Below are 17,550 nucleotides of genomic sequence, written 5' to 3' on the forward strand. Positions count from 1 at the left end.
GCATCAATTGACTTCAGTCATGAAGAGCTACCTAATAAGCGGATATAAAAACAAAATAAACCTAAAAAAATGAAAGCGATTTCATTTTTATGCAGCAAAGGGAGGAAATGGGATGAATATTCCACAGGGACAGCCAGGAGAATTAAAAAGAACGATGAAAACAAGGCATCTTTTTATGATATCACTAGGGGGATGTATTGGTACCGGTTTTTTCCTTGGATCAGGTTATACCATCAATGAAGCAGGTCCGATGGGAGCAATGATTTCCTACTTAGTAGGAGGGATCATTATGTATCTAACGATGCTGTGTCTTGGAGAATTATCCGTTGCTATGCCAGTTGCAGGATCGTTTCAAACGTACTCCACGAAATTTATAGGCCCTGCAACTGGTTTTGCGATTGGATGGCTGTACTGGCTAGGATGGGCAGTAACGGTTGCACTTGAGTTTTTAGCTGCCGGACAATTAATGCAAAGGTGGTTCCCAGACTCGCCCGTTTGGTTATGGTGCGCCATTTTTGGAGCGTTAATTTTTTCATTAAATGCACTTTCAGCCAAAGCATTTGGTGAAACAGAATTTTGGTTTTCAAGCGTTAAAATTTTCGCCATCATTATGTTTATTGTTGTAGGCGGAGCGGCAATGTTTGGACTCATTGATATGAAAAGCGGACAGGAAGCACCACTTTTATCAAACTTCTTTGCCGAAGGGCTGTTTCCAAATGGCGTAACGGCTTTGCTGATTACAATGATTACGGTGAACTTTTCGTTTCAAGGAACAGAATTGATTGGAATTGCGGCAGGAGAAAGTGAAAATCCGGAAAAAACAATTCCAAAAGCGATCAAGCAAACGGTTTGGCGTACGCTTTTCTTTTTCGTCTTATCCGTGTTTGTCTTAGCAAGCATGATTCCTCGTGAAAAAGCAGGCGTCGTAGAAAGCCCGTTTGTTGTTGTGTTAGACAGTGTAGGTGTACCTTATGCGGCGGATATTATGAACTTTATCATTTTAACAGCTCTTCTTTCAGTCGCAAACTCTGGATTTTACGCGGCTACACGTATGCTTTATTCTCTTTCAAGAGAAGGAATGGCAAGTCCTGCGCTTGGAAAAGTCAACAAAAGAGGGGTTCCGTTTAATGCATTATTAATTACGCTTGTGATTTCATGTTTTTCGCTGCTTTCAAGCGTAGTGGCAGCTAAAACCGTGTTCGTATGGCTGATTTCACTCGCTGGACTTGGCGCTCAAATTGGCTGGATTGCGATTACAGCTTCACTGCTTGCGTTCCGTCGTGCTTACGTGGCTAAAGGTGGAAAAGTAGAAGATCTAAAATTTAGAACACCTCTTTATCCGGTTCTTCCTATTGTAGCCCTTATTACGAACTGTATCGTTATGATCAGTCTTGCGTTTGATCCCGAGCAGCGAATGGCGTTATACTGCGGAGGTATTTTCTTTATAGGCTGCTATGTTTATTATTATTTGAAAATTCGAAAACAAAATCAGTCAAAACAGGAGCAAGAAGTTCAGCTTGCGGAAAATAAACGAATGATTATTTAACAAAAAAACCCGGAAAATCGTAATTTTCCGGGTTTTTTTATGTACTCGTCTTTAGCTATCTAGTGTTGTCTCTTCATTTTTACGGCGGCGAAGTCTCCATAGCGTGATAAGGGCAACCAGTGTAAGAACAATACCGCTGCCGAGCAGGATATGACTCACTGTTTTATCCTGCTTTTTTTGGCCTTGTTCAAAATATTTCTTGTACATCGCCACCGCAGCTTTATTTTGCTTGTATTTTTTTGGAACGCTCATTTCTTTTCCTAGTTTCCAGCCGTCTTTATAAGCTTTTTGCTGTAAAGATTTCACATCTTTATTCGAATAAAAACCTGCTTTGTACCATTTTACTAGTTCAGGCTTGTCTTGAAGACTTTTAGGCGCTCTATAGGTCTGATAAGTGAAAGCTGAGTCGTATCCGTCTGTTTTTACGTCTTTTTGTTTTTGTTTCTGTCCTTTTTCATATCCTTGTTCAAAGGCTGTTTGCAATTCGCCCTCTGCTTCTGCAGGTACTTCTAATGAAAGGTCGTGATAGCCTTGTACGTAGCCCTGCTTTTCAAACTGCTTTTTTTGCTGATTCAGTACTTCGGCTTGAGCGGTTTCAAAGCCTTCTGTAAAAGCCTGACGTGTGACATCCTCATCATCATACATGCTCGGAACGCTCATTGAGTCATTTTCAAGACCTTGGTCATAGCCCTCTTTTTTTGCTTTAACAGATAGATCCATTAAAGAAATAGCTTTTTTGTAGCCTTGAACATACCCTTTATTCCAGTCGGATGACTTAGAAGGGAAAGGGTCGATTTCTGATTGAATCGTAGCATGTTTGTAATCAAGGATGCCTTGCTGATAGCCTTCCTCTTCGCCGGCAGCCATTTCATTTTCTTGTTCAGTCTTGAGTTCTTCCTCTTTTTGCTGCTGTCCTTTTTTATATCCTACCGTATACCCCATCATAAACCACGTGAATTCTTCAGAAGATTTGTCCAGTCCTGTTGTTTGATCAAACTGCTCGAATTTTTTCTCTGCGTATCCATCTTCTTCTCCGAGCGAATAGCCTTCTTGATAGAGAGAGTCAAAAATAGCTTTTACATCTTCATTTGTAACGCTTGTTGGCTGATCCAAAACGTCCGAAGAGGAATCAGGAGTAGCATAAGAAGAGACGGGGTCACTTGCAAGAATAAGTAAGCAAGCTGTACTAATAACGGCTAATTTTTTTTTCATCATTTCTTCACCTTTTAGTTCAAAGTTAATATTTATTTTGTAGTTTAAGCGTACAGCTTTCCATGGAGAAAGGCGTGTAAAAGTTTCTCCGATTATGAAAATTATAACATTTAAATGGAAAGGAGAATAGGTGGTAAAAAGGAGAAATATGTGTTTTTTACGGAGTTTTATTTTTGTTGCTGTTTTGCTTTTTTTACTTTAAATGAGCGGTAAAATACTTCAACTGCAAAACAGAACAAAAGGAAAAAAAGACAAATAGTTCAGCAAACTCCATAACACGAAACGGACTGTAGGCATTTTGCAAGGCCATGGAAAAACTAAATCCTTGCATCATATCCACACTGATAGAAAATCCCATTAAGCATCCTAACAGCAAAGCTGATATGCAAACGATTTTCATATGTCTCACCCTCCGGTTTTGTTTTTTTCTTACGCTTTGATTGCTCTATTAAAAATTGCATACAAAGCATTTATTTGGAAAAAGCTAAAAAACAAATGCGGTGCAACCATCATGATGATTGCACCGCATTCTTCTGCTACTGCGCACGCAGCTGCTCCCGCTCTTTTTTTACTTGTTCTAGCTGTGAAATCGTAACAAGCTGATATCCTTGTGCATGAAGCTTCTTCATAATTTCAACGGCTGCTTCGGCACTTGTTTGATAAATATCATGCATTAAAATAACTTTCCCGTCTCCGGCTTGACTCATGACCGCTTGAACGGAGTGAGGAACGTTTCTATATTTCCAATCTTCAGGATCGATATCCCATAGAGTCACGCCAACATTTCCGATATAACGTCTTACATTTGCGTTCACAGCTCCATAAGGAGGGCGTACATGCAGTGGTTCATATCCGCTGACTTGTTTAATGAGCGCTTGGGTATCGCCTATTTGGTGTTTAACCTGCGCTTCGTTTAAACGAGTGAGCTGAGGGTGATCCCAAGAGTGATTTCCGACTTCGTTGCCTTCCTTGACCATACGTTCGATTGTTTCAGGGTAATATTGAACGCGGCTTCCTAACACAAAAAAGGTAGCGTGCCCGTTCACTTCTTTTAATCCATCTAGAATCACATTGGTAGATGAAGGGCTAGGTCCATCATCAAAGGTCATCGCAACCACTTTTTTAGTTGGATCAATAGGCGCTCCTTGCTTCGGCATTTCGTTAACGATATGTTTTGGAGGCGTTTCTTTGACTTTATTTTTATTTGCTGCTTCGTCTTTGTAGGCATCGCTCAGCATGTCTTTAAATAAATCTTTTTGGATCGCGATTGTTTTGGTTTTCGTTTGTTCAGCACCTAGCTGATAAGGCTTAAAGTAGATCACAATACTGTTTTCAAGCAGCGCAAACTGACTGAAATTTTGATCAGCTGCCTGAGTTCCTTTTTGAAGGTCCGGGTCAAAATCAGCTTTTTTCATTTGTTTTTTTAATTCAGCATATGAAATAGCCGAAAGGCGATCTAAATAGTTTGCATCCTCATTAAATAAATCTTTTAACGTCATTTGTTTTTGAGCAGGTAGGTCAAATGTAAAGGTTTTGAGAGAAGACGTTCCTTTCTCTCCATTTACAGATTCATATTCATCAAAGACAACGCTTAGCGTTTGCTTGCTGTAATGGACGATTTTATATGTAATTGTTAATTCAGATTTTTTCTTTTTTGACTGCTTCTTCAGCTTTTTTTCATAGTGTGCCACTTGATCTGTTACGTAAGCTTGAATGGATTGATCGATTTCTTTTTTACCAAAGGAAGGGTAACTAATGGCATAGCCTCCGTCGCTAAGGTCCTTAACTAGCGTTTGAATTTCAACGTTTGGATAGGTTTGATCTGTTTGAATACTTGCCGTTTTTTTCTCTGTACTGTTTGCTTTGACAATATACCCTGCTGTACCAAGAAACAAAATACAGCATCCAAGCAGTGTCAAAATACGTTTGTAGCCCATGGTTTTCATGTAGTAATATTCCCCTTTTTGTATATATCTACCTAATAGACGCATGAGACCATCATTTAGTTTTACTTTTTTTGAAAAAAACCAAACTATTTTTCTACTCATTCCGTCTACCTTATAGATGTACTTCAGCAAGAGAAAATAGAAGGGGTATGAAAGACAATGAAAAAACATGATGCACATCAGATGCTTGTAGCGTGCATAACCGAGCATAAAGCAGATTTTTACCGGCTTGCTTTTAGCTATGTAAAAAATCAAGAAGATGCGCTTGATATTGTGCAAGAATCGATTAAAAAAGCACTCATTTCAATGGACAGTATCAAGGATATTCAATCGATTAAAAGCTGGCTTTATAAAATTGTTGTACGAACAGCAATCGATTTCCTGCGTAAGCATAAACGTTTAACGCTTGTGAACGATGACGAGCTTGAGTATCTGGGCAGCGGACGTGAAGATCAGTATGAAGATATCGATTTAAAACAAGCAATGGATCAGCTGCCGGTTAAATATAAGACCATTATTATTCTGCGGTTTTTCGAAGATTTAAAAATGGATGAAATTGCGGAAATCATTGAGGAAAATGTAAATACGGTAAAGACAAGACTCTACAGAGCGTTGAACCTGTTGCGGATTACGATGACGGAGGAGGACTTAGAACAATGAATGAAAAAATAGAAAAGTTAAAGAAGCAGTATTATGACATTCCTATTCCAGACGAATTAGATGATATTATTGCACAGGCACTTTCTTCACACCCTCGTAAAAAGAAATCCTACATTTGGCCGAGCGCGATTGCGGCAGCAGCGATGATTTTTATCACAACGGTGAATGTAAGTCCAGATGCGGCAAATGCAATGTCGAAAATTCCTGTACTTGGAAAAGTAGTAGAAGTGATCACATTTGATGAACTAAAGCAAGAAGAAAATCATTCTCGTATTGACGTGAAAACACCATCGATTTCAGGATTGGAAAACAAAGGTCTTCAAACAAGCTTAAATGAAAAGTATATAAAAGAAAATGAGAGGCTGTATGAACAGTTTAAAAAAGAAATGAAAACATTACAAAAAGGAGAGAAAGGAAACGTGGCTGTCAGCAGCGGCTATGATATTATAACGGATACCGATGATTTGCTTGTGGTTCATCGATATGTGGAAGAATCGAGAGCTTCAACGTCGAGCGTCAATCAGTACGACACGATTGATAAAAAACACGAAGTGCTCGTTACGCTTCCAAGTTTGTTCAAAGATAAAAGCTATATAAAGGTCATTAGTGAAAATATTAAACAGCAAATGAAAGATCAAATGAAGCATGAAGAAGGCAAAATCTACTGGCTGACTGAAGAAGATATGGATTCTTTTAAAGAGATTGCTGAAAATCAAAGCTTCTACATTACAAAAGATCACAAGCTTAGAATTGTATTTGATAAATACAAAGTCGCTCCAGGATATATGGGAAACATTGAGTTTGAAATTCCAACGGGCGTTATTTCAAACCTTCTAGTCGGTAAACGGTATATTCATTAAAAAACAGGCGTGAACGCTGAACGTTCATGCCTGTTTTTTTACATAAAGAAACGATTTAATTTATTTTTATGCAAAAAAGTTGAAATATATAAGCAATCATGTATAATATTCTGTATATATTTTCATTCTTTTTATTTATAAAGTCTTAGGGGAAAATGATGTGAACGGTTGCATTTCTAGAGAGGAAGTGAAGAGGTGAAACGCACGTTAAATCAAGATACGATTAAAGATGCCATGCTGTTTAATCAGCTTGTGATGCAAGTAAGCAAAGCTCTTTGGAAGTCTACTGAAAAGGATTGGGAACAGTGGGTTAAGCCGTACGATCTGAGCATTAATGAGCATCACATTTTGGGGATTGCTTATCAGCTGGAAATTGCGTCGATGACCGACATTTCAAAGCTAGGCGTCATGCATTTATCCACAGCTTTTAACTTTGCAAAAAAATTGCACTTGCGAGGCTATCTTACCCTTTCTAAAAATGAGAAAGATAAGCGGAATACATACGTACAGCTCACAGAAGAAGGAAAAAAGATGTTTTTAAAAACGATTGAGGATTATAACCCTCTTGAAAATCCTTTGTTTCAAGGAGCGATGCCGCTGCGAGATGTTTACGGAGAGCTGCCTGACTTTGTTGAGCTGACGGCTCTGATTCGAAGCATATACGGAGAGGATTTTGTCCAATTTATCGAACGTTCTTCTCAAGAGCCCGCTAGCTTGAAAAAATAAAAAAGCCTTCTTGTGCAAGCTGAGAAGGCTTTTTTGCATATCAACTTTTTTCAGTTAACCGTTCAAGTTCTTCTGAGGAATGGGCCATCTTTTCAATCCGCAGAGATAGCTGCTTCATTACGTCAGCAATTTTATCAAGCTCTTTTTTTGTTAAAACGGTTTGCTGTTTGTTCTTGGTTGTTATGCTAAGGACGTTCGTGAAAAAAGAAGTAATGTTGTTCATATTGTCAGCCGTATCTTTTGTTAATGTGGCGACTTCTCCACCTAACGCCGAGACGCTTTCGATTTGTTTTTGAATGTCTCCGATAAAAGTAGAAATATTAGAAATAGATTTCTTCGTTTCTTCTGCAAGCTTCCGTACTTCCTGTGCCACCACTGCAAATCCTTTTCCATGCTCGCCTGCTCGAGCAGACTCAATTGAAGCGTTTAATGCTAATAAATTCGTTTGCTCAGCAATAGAAGTAACAATCGAAACGATTTGATGAATTTGCTGTGATGTATGTTCGAGCGTTTTCATTTTGTTTTGAATGAGCGACGTATTTTTTTGTATGCTTCCAAGCATGTTTTGTTCTTCTTTTAATTTTGCTTGACTCGTAACGGATTCTTTCTCAATGACTTCTGCCAATTGGGAGCTTTTGTTTGCATAAGAAACGACGTCAGAAGACTGATTGTGCATTTGATTCATAAATCTTTTCGTTTCTTCAGATAACGAAGAAAGGATAGATGATGTACGAGAGATTTCTAGCTGAATTTTCTCTTTTTGAGTCTGAAGTCCGGCGCGCTGCTCGTCATATTCAAGCTCATAGGCTTTTAACACAATTTGCTGTTCTAGACTAATAAGCTTTGTCATACTTGCAATAAAAGTAAGACATTCTTCTTTTGATTCCATCGTACGTTCACATACTGAAAGAAGCGACGTAAATAAATTTTGAAATGCGCACAAATACCAGTTTGGCTCAAGTCCAATTTTAACGTGCATCTTGGAAATTTTTTGACGTTTTACCACAAAAGCGTCGTCTATTTGACCATCAAACATTTCTAAGATGTGCTGTTTTAACGTTTGTTTTAATGCATGAACGCTGCTGTGCTTTTCGATAATCGCAACCAAATGAGCCTGTTCGCCAATAGCTTTGTAAAAATCATTCACGATCTCTTCGATGGCGCTCAGCGCGTGAACTTGAAATCTGGCAATCCGTTCGAGATCCTCTGCTGTTAAGGAAATCATGTTAATCTGCTTTTTTATCATCGGGTCCGATACATGAAGCTTTACAGTGATGGATTCGACAGCGGCGGCTTCGGCGTGTACGTTGTTTCGTTTAAACCAATTCAAGTTTATCACCCTTATTTGCTAGAATAGTTGTTTTTCTCTTCTTCTTATATTTCGGCGTTTTACATCCAAGAGTTGAGGCTGTTTAAGAAGATTGTTATCAAATTGTTATCTTCTATTAATTGAATTGTTATCCGCAGATGGTATGGTTGTACGGTGCTTAAAACATGATTCGGGGAGGAAACGAAATGAAAAAAATGCTATCGGCGCTTCTTGTAGGAGGAGCTTTATTTGCAAGTCCGGCAATGGGACATGCTGCGTTTGGCGACACGGTTTTAAAACAAGGGATGACAAATGATGATGTTGAACAAGTTAAAACGGTGTTAAAAGATAAAGGATTTTTAAAAGGTGAAGTATCGCGTTATTTTAATTATGAAACAAAAAAAGCGGTTATGGCTTTTCAAGAGAAACATAACCTAGAAGCAGATGGAATTGTTGGAGAAAATACATACAATGCATTAGGTAAAGGCGGCGTTGTAGAAGGCGAATCAGAAGTGAATACGGATAAAGTAATCAGCAAAGCAAAATCCTTAATGGGCACGCCGTACAAATGGGGCGGCACCACACCTTCGGGATTTGACTGCAGCGGATATCTTCAGTATGTATATAAAGAAAGCGTAGGCGTTGATATTCCAAGAACGGTTGAAGATATCTATAAAGCAGGTGAAAATGTAAGTGAACCGCAGGTAGGAGATCTTGTTTTCTTTGAAACGTACAAAGAAGGTCCTTCTCATGCAGGCATTTATCTTGGAGACGGAAAGTTTATTAACGCATCGTCTTCTAAAGGCGTTACGATTAGCGATAAAAATTCAAGTTATTGGAAAGAACGCTATATAGGAGCAAAGCGTATTGCAGCCAACTGATTCATAATTTAATAAATAAAAAAGGCAAAGCTTAAAGGCTTTGTCTTTTTTGTTTTCGTTTCAGCAGGACTAGGTAACAAAGAATAATCCTATGCAAAATGGGCTAGTTATGTGCGTATTTGTATGAAGATACGACAAAAGTTCTGTCACCTTTACGTCAGAGCTTGTATATATTGATAAAGTAATCTCTTAGGTTGCGCCAATTGTTGTAGGTAATTTGAAGGGATAACAGTATAAAAAGGAGGAACAAACTTTATGTTTTTTTGTTGTTACCGTCGCTATGTAGAAAAGATAAAACACCTGTTGTTTTCAAATCGATTTGCCGAATTTATTCAGGAAAACACAAAAAAAGCAGTAGAAGAAGTCGTTTATTCTGACACGTTTAAAGAATACGTAATAAGTATTATTAAAGAATCTCAAGAATCACCTTTTAAAGAAATTGCCGAACAGTATATCGGGAAAGAAGTTGTGATTGAAACAACGGCTGGTCCACTAGAAGGTGTTGTGACATTTGTAGGAGATGATTATTTAGAATTAGTAGAGTCTCCAACATCAACGGTGTTACTTCCATTTACAAGCATTGTTACTATTCAAAGCGCTTAAACGAAAGGAGAGAAAAGTATGTTTCAAGATACATTACGAGAAAATGTTGGCTCATTTGTGCAAATCATCACAGCTATCGACGTTATTAATGGAACACTGCTTGCTGTTACGGACGCAGCGGTTGTTGTGCGTACATCAAGCTCATATGGTGAGCCCACGGACGTAACCATCCCACTAGCAGCCATCACGTATGTTCGAATTTTTAGCGGAGTTGAGTGATATTGAAAGTATCAGTGATTATTCCAGTCTGTAACGAAGAAGATTTATTATTACCTGTGCTTAACGAAGCTCGAAAAATAAAGCCGTTTGAAATTATTGTTGTAGTAAATGGATCTAGTGATGCAACGAAGGCAATAGCCGAGGATGCAGGCTGTCGCGTCGTTTATTATGAGGAAGCTCTTGGCATTAATATCGGAAGAGCCATTGGGGCTAAAAAAGCAAAAGGAGATATTTTGCTTTTTTTGGATGGAGATATCGCGGTTCCTCATCAAGAGCTGATAAAATATACGCAAGCTATAGAAACCGGTCATGATATAGCATTAAACGACCTTACGTGGATTATGAAACGAAAGGTGCGTCCTCATCCTGTTTCTGTTGCAAAATATATGTTGAACTTGTGCTTACAGCGCGAAGGTTTATCCGTTCAAGCTTTAACAGCTATTCCTCATGCTATCAAAAAAACATCAGCAGCTAAAATCGGGTACGAGAACTTAGCTCATCCGCCCCTAGCTCATACGATTGCTCTTTTAAAAGGAATGTCAATTGTTGCACCGTGTTCTTCAGACGTTATTTATACAAATAAGATTCGAAACACTCATAAAACCATTCCTACCAATTCCCCTTTTCCTATTTCCACTAACTATATCATTGGAGATCACATTAAAGCATTAGCTCATCTTATTGAAGAAAAAGGAGTAAGAGGCGGACTAACAGACGGCGATCGAAACCGGGAAATTGTTTCTGCTTATACACCGAATGTGAAGAGAAAAACAGGCGTTAAATACAGCGTTGTTATCCCGGTAGGGGAAGAAAAAGAAACGATTTCAAGCGTGATTAAAGAAGTAAAAAAAGCCGGAGTGGAAGAGATCATCGTGGTTGCCAACGGAGCCGATGAAGTAACGGTTAAGCGAGCAATTGAAGCCGGAGCTACTGTTCTTCATTACAAGCAGCGGCTCGGACACAATGTACCTCGGGCAATTGGTGCGATGTACAGCAGCGGTGAAGTTTGCTTGTTCATAGATGGAGATATTGTTATTTCTGCGGAGAATTTACGTCCGTATTTAGAAGCTGCTGATCAAGGGATTGATGTAGCGCTTAATAATTTAGAGTGTCTGCTTGACGAAGTGCACCCTATTCACTCAGTAAGTGCTGCGAAATATTTTCTTAATCTTGTTTGCAAACGTCCTGATTTAACGATTAATACAACGACGGCTATTCCCCATGCAATTAAACGGGATGTAATGGAGAAATTGGGCTATGATTCTCTTATTATTCCCCCTTTATTTCAATTGAAAAGTATCATGTACGGCTTTAATGTCCAGCCTGTTCATTTTGTAGATGTGGCACGAACGAACCGGATCCGAAAAGAGCATATGAAAGTCAAAGGTCTAGCAGCATCAACTCAGCGAATTCTAGGAGATTATGTAGAGGCCATGGCGTACTATATTAGCCAAACTAGCGAAAGAGGCGAATTTCTTCCGGACATACGAAGACATGATCTTTTGTTTGAGGTGTTGAAGAATGAATAAAAAAGTTGCCGTTATTGGTCTAGGGTATGTGGGACTGCCGCTTGCTCTTTTGTTTGCTAAGAAAAACTATACCGTGATTGGACTTGATATTGACGTCCGGAAAATTGAAGCGCTAACACAAGGGAAAAGCTATATTCCAGATGTACGTAATGATGCGATTCAAAGCCAGAAAAACTTTCAAGCATATGAATTGAAAAAAGGTATTTCTGCATTTCAAGCATGCGATTATGTAGTGGTGACTGTGCCAACTCCTATTACAGAGAAACATAATCCAGACTTAGGACCCGTTATTAGCGCCTCTACGTTTTTGAAAGAACATATGGTAAAAGGACAAACCATTATTTATGAAAGCTCTACCTATCCAGGCACGCTTGAAGAAGTCGTTTTACCTATTTTAAAGGAGTCTGATTTGCAAGCAGGAGCTGATTTTTATTTAGCTTACTCTCCAGAGCGAGTCGATCCAGCAAACAAGTCGTACGACATTGAATATATTCCAAAAGTGATTAGCGGCTACAGCAAAGACTGCCTTCATCACGTGCAGACGTTTTATGAAAATGTTTTTCAGCAGGTCGTACCTGTTTCTTCTCCAAAAGTAGCGGAAATGTGCAAGCTGTTTGAAAACATTCAGCGTCTTGTCAATATTTCGTTGGTGAATGAAACAAATGAACTGTGCGAGGAATTGGGGATTGATTTTCATGAGGTATTGCAGGCGGCATCTACCAAGCCGTTTGGGTTCACACCGTATTATCCAGGTCCCGGAATTGGAGGACACTGCATACCCGTCGATCCGCTTTATTTTTTATGGAAACTAAAGCAAAATGGATTAACGAGCGAACTTATTGAAGCGGCTCATCATATTAATGAAGAAATGCCAAATAAAGTGATTAAGCGAGTTGGAAAGCAGCTTGACGCAAATGAAAAGCGCGTGTTTGTTGTAGGAATGGCGTATAAAAAAGACGTAAATGATATGCGTGAATCGCCGGCGCTGACTGTATGTGAAGGTCTTTTAGCAAAAGGATATGAGCTGACGTATCATGACCCCTACATTGACTCCGCTATATTAAGTAAGCAAACGTATTTCTCTGTCCCGCTGACAAAAGAAGAAGTTGAAAAAAGCGATGTTGTACTTGTATTAACCGATCACAGTCAAATCGATTGGTCGATTGTAAAATATGCAAAAAAAGTTGTGGATACAAGAGGTATTTTAAATGAATGAAGCCGCTGAATTGTTCAGTGGTTCTTTTTTTAGGGGGATTGTCAATGAAAACTCTTTCTGTCGTTCTGCCCGTTTACAATGAAGAAGAAACGCTAAAAAACGTACTTAAGCAAATTAAAAAAGTAAATGTGCTTGAGATTATTGTGGTCGCAAATGGCTGTACCGATGCTTCAGTGAAAATAGCAAAAGAAGAGGGATGTACGGTAAAGGTAATGGAAAAACGTCTTTCTCCACATGAAGCCAGAATGGAAGGGGCAAAGGCTGCTAAAGGAGATGCTGTCTTATTTGTAGACGGAGATATTATTCTTTCGGCTTCCGAGCTTGAACGTTTTGCTCAGCCGCTGTTATTTGGACATAGCGAAGTTGTGCTAAACAAGTGGGGGAAAACGAAAATGAATGCTTGCAACCGCAGTGAGCTGACGTGGAGTGCGGTTTTACATCATGCGATTGGGAAGCCTCATCATGCCAACGCTTATTTAAAAGCGCCTTACGGGGTGCTGTTAAGCGTTTTGAAGAACTACTGGGAGCTGTCTCCTCTTTCTTTATTTGTGACGTTTTTAACACAGTACCGCGTAAGTATGTCTATGTCGATTGAAACAGAGGGGAAAGGAAGCTTTCGTCCGTTTGATCGCCCGCTGCGCAGCAAAGAGCGAATTCAATCCTATCAGCAGCTTCTTCAAACATACTATACGCTTGCGTCAAATCGTAAAAGGCGAGTGGATATGCTTGCGCAGCCCATTCCAATCGTGGAGCACGGCTGGGGGAAATTATCTTCTTTTTATGGAGGCAAACAGCTGTCTGTTATTATTCCAGTTTGCAATGAAGAAGGAACAATCAAACAAGTAATTGCAGAAGCAAGAAAACTTGAGCCATTAGAAATCATTGTCGTAATTAACGGTTCTACTGATCAGTCGGAGGCGTATGCCAAAGAACAGGGCGTCAAAACCCTCGTCTACGATGAGCGGTTGGGACATGATTGCGGAAGAGCTGCGGGGGCACTTGCAGCAACAGGAGATATTCTTCTCTTTATAGACGGGGATTTTGTTCTTTCAGCTCAAGAGTTGTATCCGTTTGTCTCAGCAGTAGCGAGCGGTGTTGATGTAGCTTTAAACGTATGTGAAGATGAAGCCAAGCTCACGCACGTTGTGCAAGGGTGGAAGTACGTGTTAAATGAGACGGTAGGAAGAAACGACTTATTAATGAGCTCGATGACCGCTGTTCCTCATGCCATAAGCAGAGAGTGCCTGCAAAAAATTGGAACCGAATCTCTTGTGATGCCGCCTTTTGCCCAAGTAAAAGCGATAATAGAAGATTTTCAGGTGCAGGCCGTTCACCATGTTGACGTAAATAAATTCAACCGGTTTCGATATTCTGAGCACCTGCCATTAAAGAGTCATTCTCCTACGGCAGAACTCATTATTCACGATCATATTTTTGCTTTTCTCTCTTATCTTCAGCGTGACTGAGCAGGGAGTATTGTCTTATTTCCAAAAGAAACGTTTAAAATGAGATAAAGAAATTTGCTGATATTTTGTTTTTCTGTTCTAACCCCTTGAATTTGTTCACAGTTGTAACTAAAATTGTTACATGTGCAGACAAAAGTAAAAAAGGAGGGAAAGAAATGAAAAGCTATCAGCTTGGAACGTTTTTACTTCGTCTTATGTTAGGGCTAACGTTTTTTATTCATGGCCTTGGCAAATTTCAAAGCGGTATTGATAATACGGTCGGTTTTTTCCACAGCATGGGCATTCCTGCGTTTTTCGCTTATGCGGTTGCGGTTATTGAATTCGTAGGGGGAGCCGCTATGATTCTTGGATTTCAAACGCGTTTAATCGGTGTTCTGTTTGCGATTGTGATGATTGGCGCTATTTTTACAGCGAAAAGCGGTGCTGGTTTTACAGGCGGCTATGAGCTTGAGGTTGCCCTTTTTGTCGTTTCGCTTCATATGATTCTAGCGGGAAGCGGCGCGTACGCGTTAGACAACCGATTACAAAAACCAGAAGAACATTATTCTTAAAAAGGTAGGCGCTATGCGCCTACCCTTTTTTGTAAAAAATATCCTTCTATCGATTCATTTTTACTAAAATATACAGCTATCATTTTTAAGAAAATTCGTATATATGGTACTATTTGGTCATAGATGACTACACAGTCATTCTATTTGAACGATACGGGGAGGTTTTAACATGAAAACCGAAAGAGAAAACGGAATTGTCCGTCAAGTGAATACGATTCAAACAAAAGAAGAGCGCTTTAATCCTTTTTCATGGTATGAAGAGATGAGAAACAGCGCGCCTGTGCAATGGGATGAAGAAAGGCAGGTATGGGATGTTTTTCACTATGACGGGGTCAAAGAAGTGCTGGAACAAAAAAATATTTTTTCTTCTGATCGAAGACCTCCACAAAACCAAAGACAAACTGCTCTAGGAACGAGCCTAATTAATATTGATCCGCCTAAGCATGCTGAAATGAGAGCGCTTGTTAATAAAGCTTTTACGCCTAAAGCAATGAAAGCATGGGAGCCTAAAATTGCGCGTATTACCGCTGAATTATTACAAGAAGTGGAGCATCTTGAAGATATTGATATAGTCGAGCATCTGTCCTATCCGCTTCCGGTTATGGTAATTGCCGATATTTTAGGTCTGCCGATAGAAGATCAGCGTCAGTTTAAAGATTGGTCGGATATTATCGTAGCGGGCCCCTCTAATAACGAACGTGAAACGCTCGAAAAATTGCAGCAAGAGAAAATGAAAGCAAACGATGAGTTAGAAACTTACTTTTATCGAATTATTGAAGAAAAACGCACGCAGCCAGGAGATGATATTATTTCCGTGCTTCTTCAGGCAAAAGAAGAAGGGAAACAGCTAACGGATGAAGAAATCGTCGGTTTTTCTATTTTACTGCTGATTGCAGGAAACGAAACAACCACAAATTTAATTTCAAATACGATTTATTGTTTAATGGAAGACAAAGCTTCTTTTGAACGACTCAAACGAGAGAAAGAACTTTTGCCTTCTGCGATTGAAGAAGTTCTTCGCTATCGTTCACCCGTTCAGGCTCTTCACCGAATCGTAAAAGAAGATGTGACTCTTGCCGGTCAGAAACTAAAAGCGGGCGAACACGTCGTTCCATGGATGGGATCTGCGCATCGAGACGCGCAGTATTTTGAAGACCCAGATGTATTTAAAATCGATCGAAAGCCAAATGTGCACATGGCATTTGGAAGAGGCATTCATTTTTGCTTAGGAGCACCGCTGGCTCGAATAGAAGCAAAAATTATGCTGGCCGAGCTGATTGACCGCTATCCGCAGATGGACTGGAGCCCGGCATTTGAGTTAAAGCCGATTGAAAGCACGTTTGTGTACGGGTTAAAAGAATTATTAATTCGTAAACATGTATAAAAAAGCACGCTTTGCGTGCTTTTTACTCTTTTTCTGCTTGAATTCTTGCTTCAGCAATTTTATCCGTATGATCATATCCCCATTTAAACATCAGCTCTATAATAGGGATGAGCGTTTCTCCAAAAGGTGTTAAATAATATTCTACTTTAGGCGGAACTTGTTTATAGACTTCGCGGTGGATAATTCCGTCGCGCTCAAGTTCGCGAAGCTGCAGCGTGAGCATTCGCTGCGTCACGCCGGGAATGAGTCTGCGCAGTTCATTGAAGCGCCGGCGTTCCTTCGATAATTGATATAAAATGACGCTTTTCCATTTGCCTCCGACTACATCAACAGCTGCTTCCACAGGGCAAGAATAGCCGTGAGGCTCCCATTTTGTTAAGTCGTATTTCATAGTAATTACTCCTTTTATCCGTGAGTTCAGCTCCATTTGTGCTGTTTATACTATAGCACGTCTTATTTGATAAAAACATGGAAATGATTCATGGAAGTATTGACGGAAAATTAAAAAAGTAATGGAAATAATTATGAGTTTGTTGTATGATGAAACTATGAAAATAACTTTTCTATTAAAAAGCGAAAATTTTTGAAAGCGCTTTATTTATAAAGAACGACAGGGGAAAGGGCGGAGGAATGATGAAAAGATTTATAAAAGTAGAAAAAAGAAATCACGTGGCGGTTGTACGAATGAATCAGTCGATGCTCAATCGTTTGAACAGTGAAGTTATGTATGAGCTGCAGGAAACGATGAATGAGCTTCAGCACGATGCGTCGGTTGGGTCTATTGTATTTATGGGAGAGTACTATAAAATGAACGGCGATCATAGAACAACTTCTTTCCTACGTGAAGAAACAGGAAAACTTTATCAGCCGATTCATGCAGTAACAGCCCGAGCTATTTTTCAGCGCATTTCATGTAGCTCCAAACAAACGATTGCGCTTCTTACAAACTTTACGTTTGGCGGAGGGTATGAGTTAGCCTTAGCATGCGACGTACGAATTGCGGAAGAACCTGTTCAGCTTAAGTTAACAAACGGCATGACCGTTAGCGCGCAAGAAGCGTGTAATATGGGCAAAGTGCAGCATATTGTGCAAAAAGGAAAAGGATTGGACTATTCGATTGCGCTGAATGCATTAGAAAAGGAAGCTTAAAAAACGCTTTCACTTTATTTTTATAAAGTGAAAGCGTTTTTATTTTATTTTGTTGATAAAAAGGTATTGAAAATTCTGAAAAAAGGAGTAGAATGATAACAAATCTACTTATTTTAAATAAGCAAAGGAGCTGGTATCAATGCCATTCATTTTTAAAGAAGCGGTAGTCGGATTGTTTACAGCGGCAGCAGCAGGTTTACTGGCGTTTCAAGGGGTAGAAGTGGTGTCAGCCATCATTCATCTGCTAACTTTTTGGAAACAGTAATAGCTAATAAGTAGAGGAACAACTTATA

At 39.4% G+C, this 17,550-nt stretch carries 19 protein-coding genes; 14 read left to right on the forward strand and 5 right to left on the reverse strand.

Features of this window, described 5'->3' with window-relative positions; translation table 11 throughout:
- The first annotated feature begins 112 nt into the window (after positions 1–112).
- Entirely contained in the window at positions 113–1,546 is a 1,434-nt protein-coding gene (locus tag SB717_RS17875) for an amino acid permease (RefSeq protein WP_043978423.1), read from the forward strand.
- 51 nt (positions 1,547–1,597) lie between these two features.
- Here SB717_RS17875 and SB717_RS17880 read toward each other — a convergent pair whose 3' ends face one another.
- From SB717_RS17880 to SB717_RS17890, 3 genes are all read right to left on the reverse strand, one after another.
- A complete protein-coding gene (locus SB717_RS17880; protein ID WP_410904349.1) occupies positions 1,598–2,761 on the reverse strand; it encodes a hypothetical protein in 1,164 nt (387 codons plus the stop codon).
- Between the two features lie 190 nt (positions 2,762–2,951).
- Positions 2,952–3,158 carry a YczF family membrane protein gene (locus SB717_RS17885; RefSeq protein WP_410904350.1) on the reverse strand — a complete coding sequence of 69 codons (207 nt, stop codon included), beginning with the start codon at positions 3,156–3,158 and terminating at the stop codon, positions 2,952–2,954.
- Between the two features lie 136 nt (positions 3,159–3,294).
- Positions 3,295–4,704, reverse strand: coding sequence for a polysaccharide deacetylase family protein (locus SB717_RS17890; protein ID WP_410904351.1), 1,410 nt, complete (start codon positions 4,702–4,704; stop codon positions 3,295–3,297).
- A 159-nt stretch (positions 4,705–4,863) separates the two neighbouring features.
- On the opposite strand from SB717_RS17890, the gene sigV reads away from it, so the two are divergent.
- The 3 genes from sigV to SB717_RS17905 all read left to right on the forward strand — a co-directional run bounded on the left by sigV (position 4,864) and on the right by SB717_RS17905 (position 6,950).
- Positions 4,864–5,364 carry an RNA polymerase sigma factor SigV gene (gene sigV, locus SB717_RS17895; protein WP_098621100.1) on the forward strand — a complete coding sequence of 167 codons (501 nt, stop codon included), beginning with the start codon at positions 4,864–4,866 and terminating at the stop codon, positions 5,362–5,364.
- The gene (gene rsiV, locus SB717_RS17900; protein ID WP_410904352.1) at positions 5,361–6,224 is read left to right on the forward strand and encodes an anti-sigma-V factor RsiV; all 864 of its coding nucleotides are present in this window, start codon (positions 5,361–5,363) and stop codon (positions 6,222–6,224) included. The genes sigV and rsiV overlap by 4 nt, the downstream gene beginning before the upstream one ends.
- Positions 6,225–6,419: 195 nt before the next feature.
- A complete protein-coding gene (locus SB717_RS17905; protein ID WP_045294984.1) occupies positions 6,420–6,950 on the forward strand; it encodes an HTH-type transcriptional regulator Hpr in 531 nt (176 codons plus the stop codon).
- Between the two features lie 40 nt (positions 6,951–6,990).
- Here the strand turns inward: SB717_RS17905 and SB717_RS17910 are convergent, their stop codons facing one another.
- Positions 6,991–8,280 (reverse strand): protoglobin domain-containing protein, encoded by a 1,290-nt coding sequence (locus SB717_RS17910; RefSeq protein WP_410904353.1) that lies wholly within the window; start codon positions 8,278–8,280, stop codon positions 6,991–6,993.
- Between the two features lie 185 nt (positions 8,281–8,465).
- Between SB717_RS17910 and SB717_RS17915 the strand changes: the two genes are divergently transcribed.
- The 8 genes from SB717_RS17915 (at position 8,466) to SB717_RS17950 (ending at position 16,108) form a co-directional block, all read left to right on the forward strand.
- A complete protein-coding gene (locus tag SB717_RS17915; RefSeq protein WP_014458683.1) occupies positions 8,466–9,140 on the forward strand; it encodes a C40 family peptidase in 675 nt (224 codons plus the stop codon).
- A 255-nt stretch (positions 9,141–9,395) separates the two neighbouring features.
- Positions 9,396–9,743 carry a DUF2642 domain-containing protein gene (locus tag SB717_RS17920; RefSeq protein ID WP_074676899.1) on the forward strand — a complete coding sequence of 116 codons (348 nt, stop codon included), beginning with the start codon at positions 9,396–9,398 and terminating at the stop codon, positions 9,741–9,743.
- A gap of 18 nt (positions 9,744–9,761) precedes the next feature.
- Complete coding sequence (locus tag SB717_RS17925) at positions 9,762–9,962, forward strand: hypothetical protein (RefSeq protein WP_074676897.1); 201 nt, start codon at positions 9,762–9,764, stop codon at positions 9,960–9,962.
- Positions 9,963–9,964: 2 nt separating this feature from the next.
- On the forward strand, positions 9,965–11,491 hold the full coding sequence (locus SB717_RS17930) for a glycosyltransferase family 2 protein (RefSeq protein WP_410904354.1): 1,527 nt from the start codon (positions 9,965–9,967) through the stop codon (positions 11,489–11,491).
- Entirely contained in the window at positions 11,484–12,707 is a 1,224-nt protein-coding gene (locus tag SB717_RS17935) for a nucleotide sugar dehydrogenase (protein ID WP_410904355.1), read from the forward strand. The genes SB717_RS17930 and SB717_RS17935 overlap by 8 nt, the downstream gene beginning before the upstream one ends.
- A 44-nt stretch (positions 12,708–12,751) precedes the next feature.
- A complete protein-coding gene (locus tag SB717_RS17940; RefSeq protein WP_410904356.1) occupies positions 12,752–14,173 on the forward strand; it encodes a glycosyltransferase family 2 protein in 1,422 nt (473 codons plus the stop codon).
- A gap of 155 nt (positions 14,174–14,328) precedes the next feature.
- Positions 14,329–14,724, forward strand: coding sequence for a DoxX family protein (locus SB717_RS17945; RefSeq protein WP_013058570.1), 396 nt, complete (start codon positions 14,329–14,331; stop codon positions 14,722–14,724).
- A 169-nt stretch (positions 14,725–14,893) separates the two neighbouring features.
- Positions 14,894–16,108, forward strand: coding sequence for a cytochrome P450 (locus SB717_RS17950; protein ID WP_410904357.1), 1,215 nt, complete (start codon positions 14,894–14,896; stop codon positions 16,106–16,108).
- A 22-nt stretch (positions 16,109–16,130) separates the two neighbouring features.
- On the opposite strand, the gene SB717_RS17955 is transcribed toward SB717_RS17950, so the two are convergent.
- Positions 16,131–16,499: a winged helix-turn-helix transcriptional regulator gene (locus SB717_RS17955; RefSeq protein ID WP_013084552.1), complete on the reverse strand. Its 369-nt coding sequence runs from the start codon at positions 16,497–16,499 to the stop codon at positions 16,131–16,133.
- Between the two features lie 239 nt (positions 16,500–16,738).
- Between SB717_RS17955 and SB717_RS17960 the strand changes: the two genes are divergently transcribed.
- A complete protein-coding gene (locus tag SB717_RS17960; protein WP_410904358.1) occupies positions 16,739–17,257 on the forward strand; it encodes an enoyl-CoA hydratase/isomerase family protein in 519 nt (172 codons plus the stop codon).
- Positions 17,258–17,396: 139 nt separating this feature from the next.
- Complete coding sequence (locus SB717_RS17965) at positions 17,397–17,522, forward strand: hypothetical protein (RefSeq protein WP_016765178.1); 126 nt, start codon at positions 17,397–17,399, stop codon at positions 17,520–17,522.
- Positions 17,523–17,550 lie beyond the last annotated feature (28 nt).

It is taken from the genome of Priestia sp. SIMBA_032, assembly GCF_046535215.1.
In the GTDB taxonomy this organism is placed as follows: Bacteria; Bacillota; Bacilli; order Bacillales; family Bacillaceae_H; genus Priestia; species Priestia aryabhattai.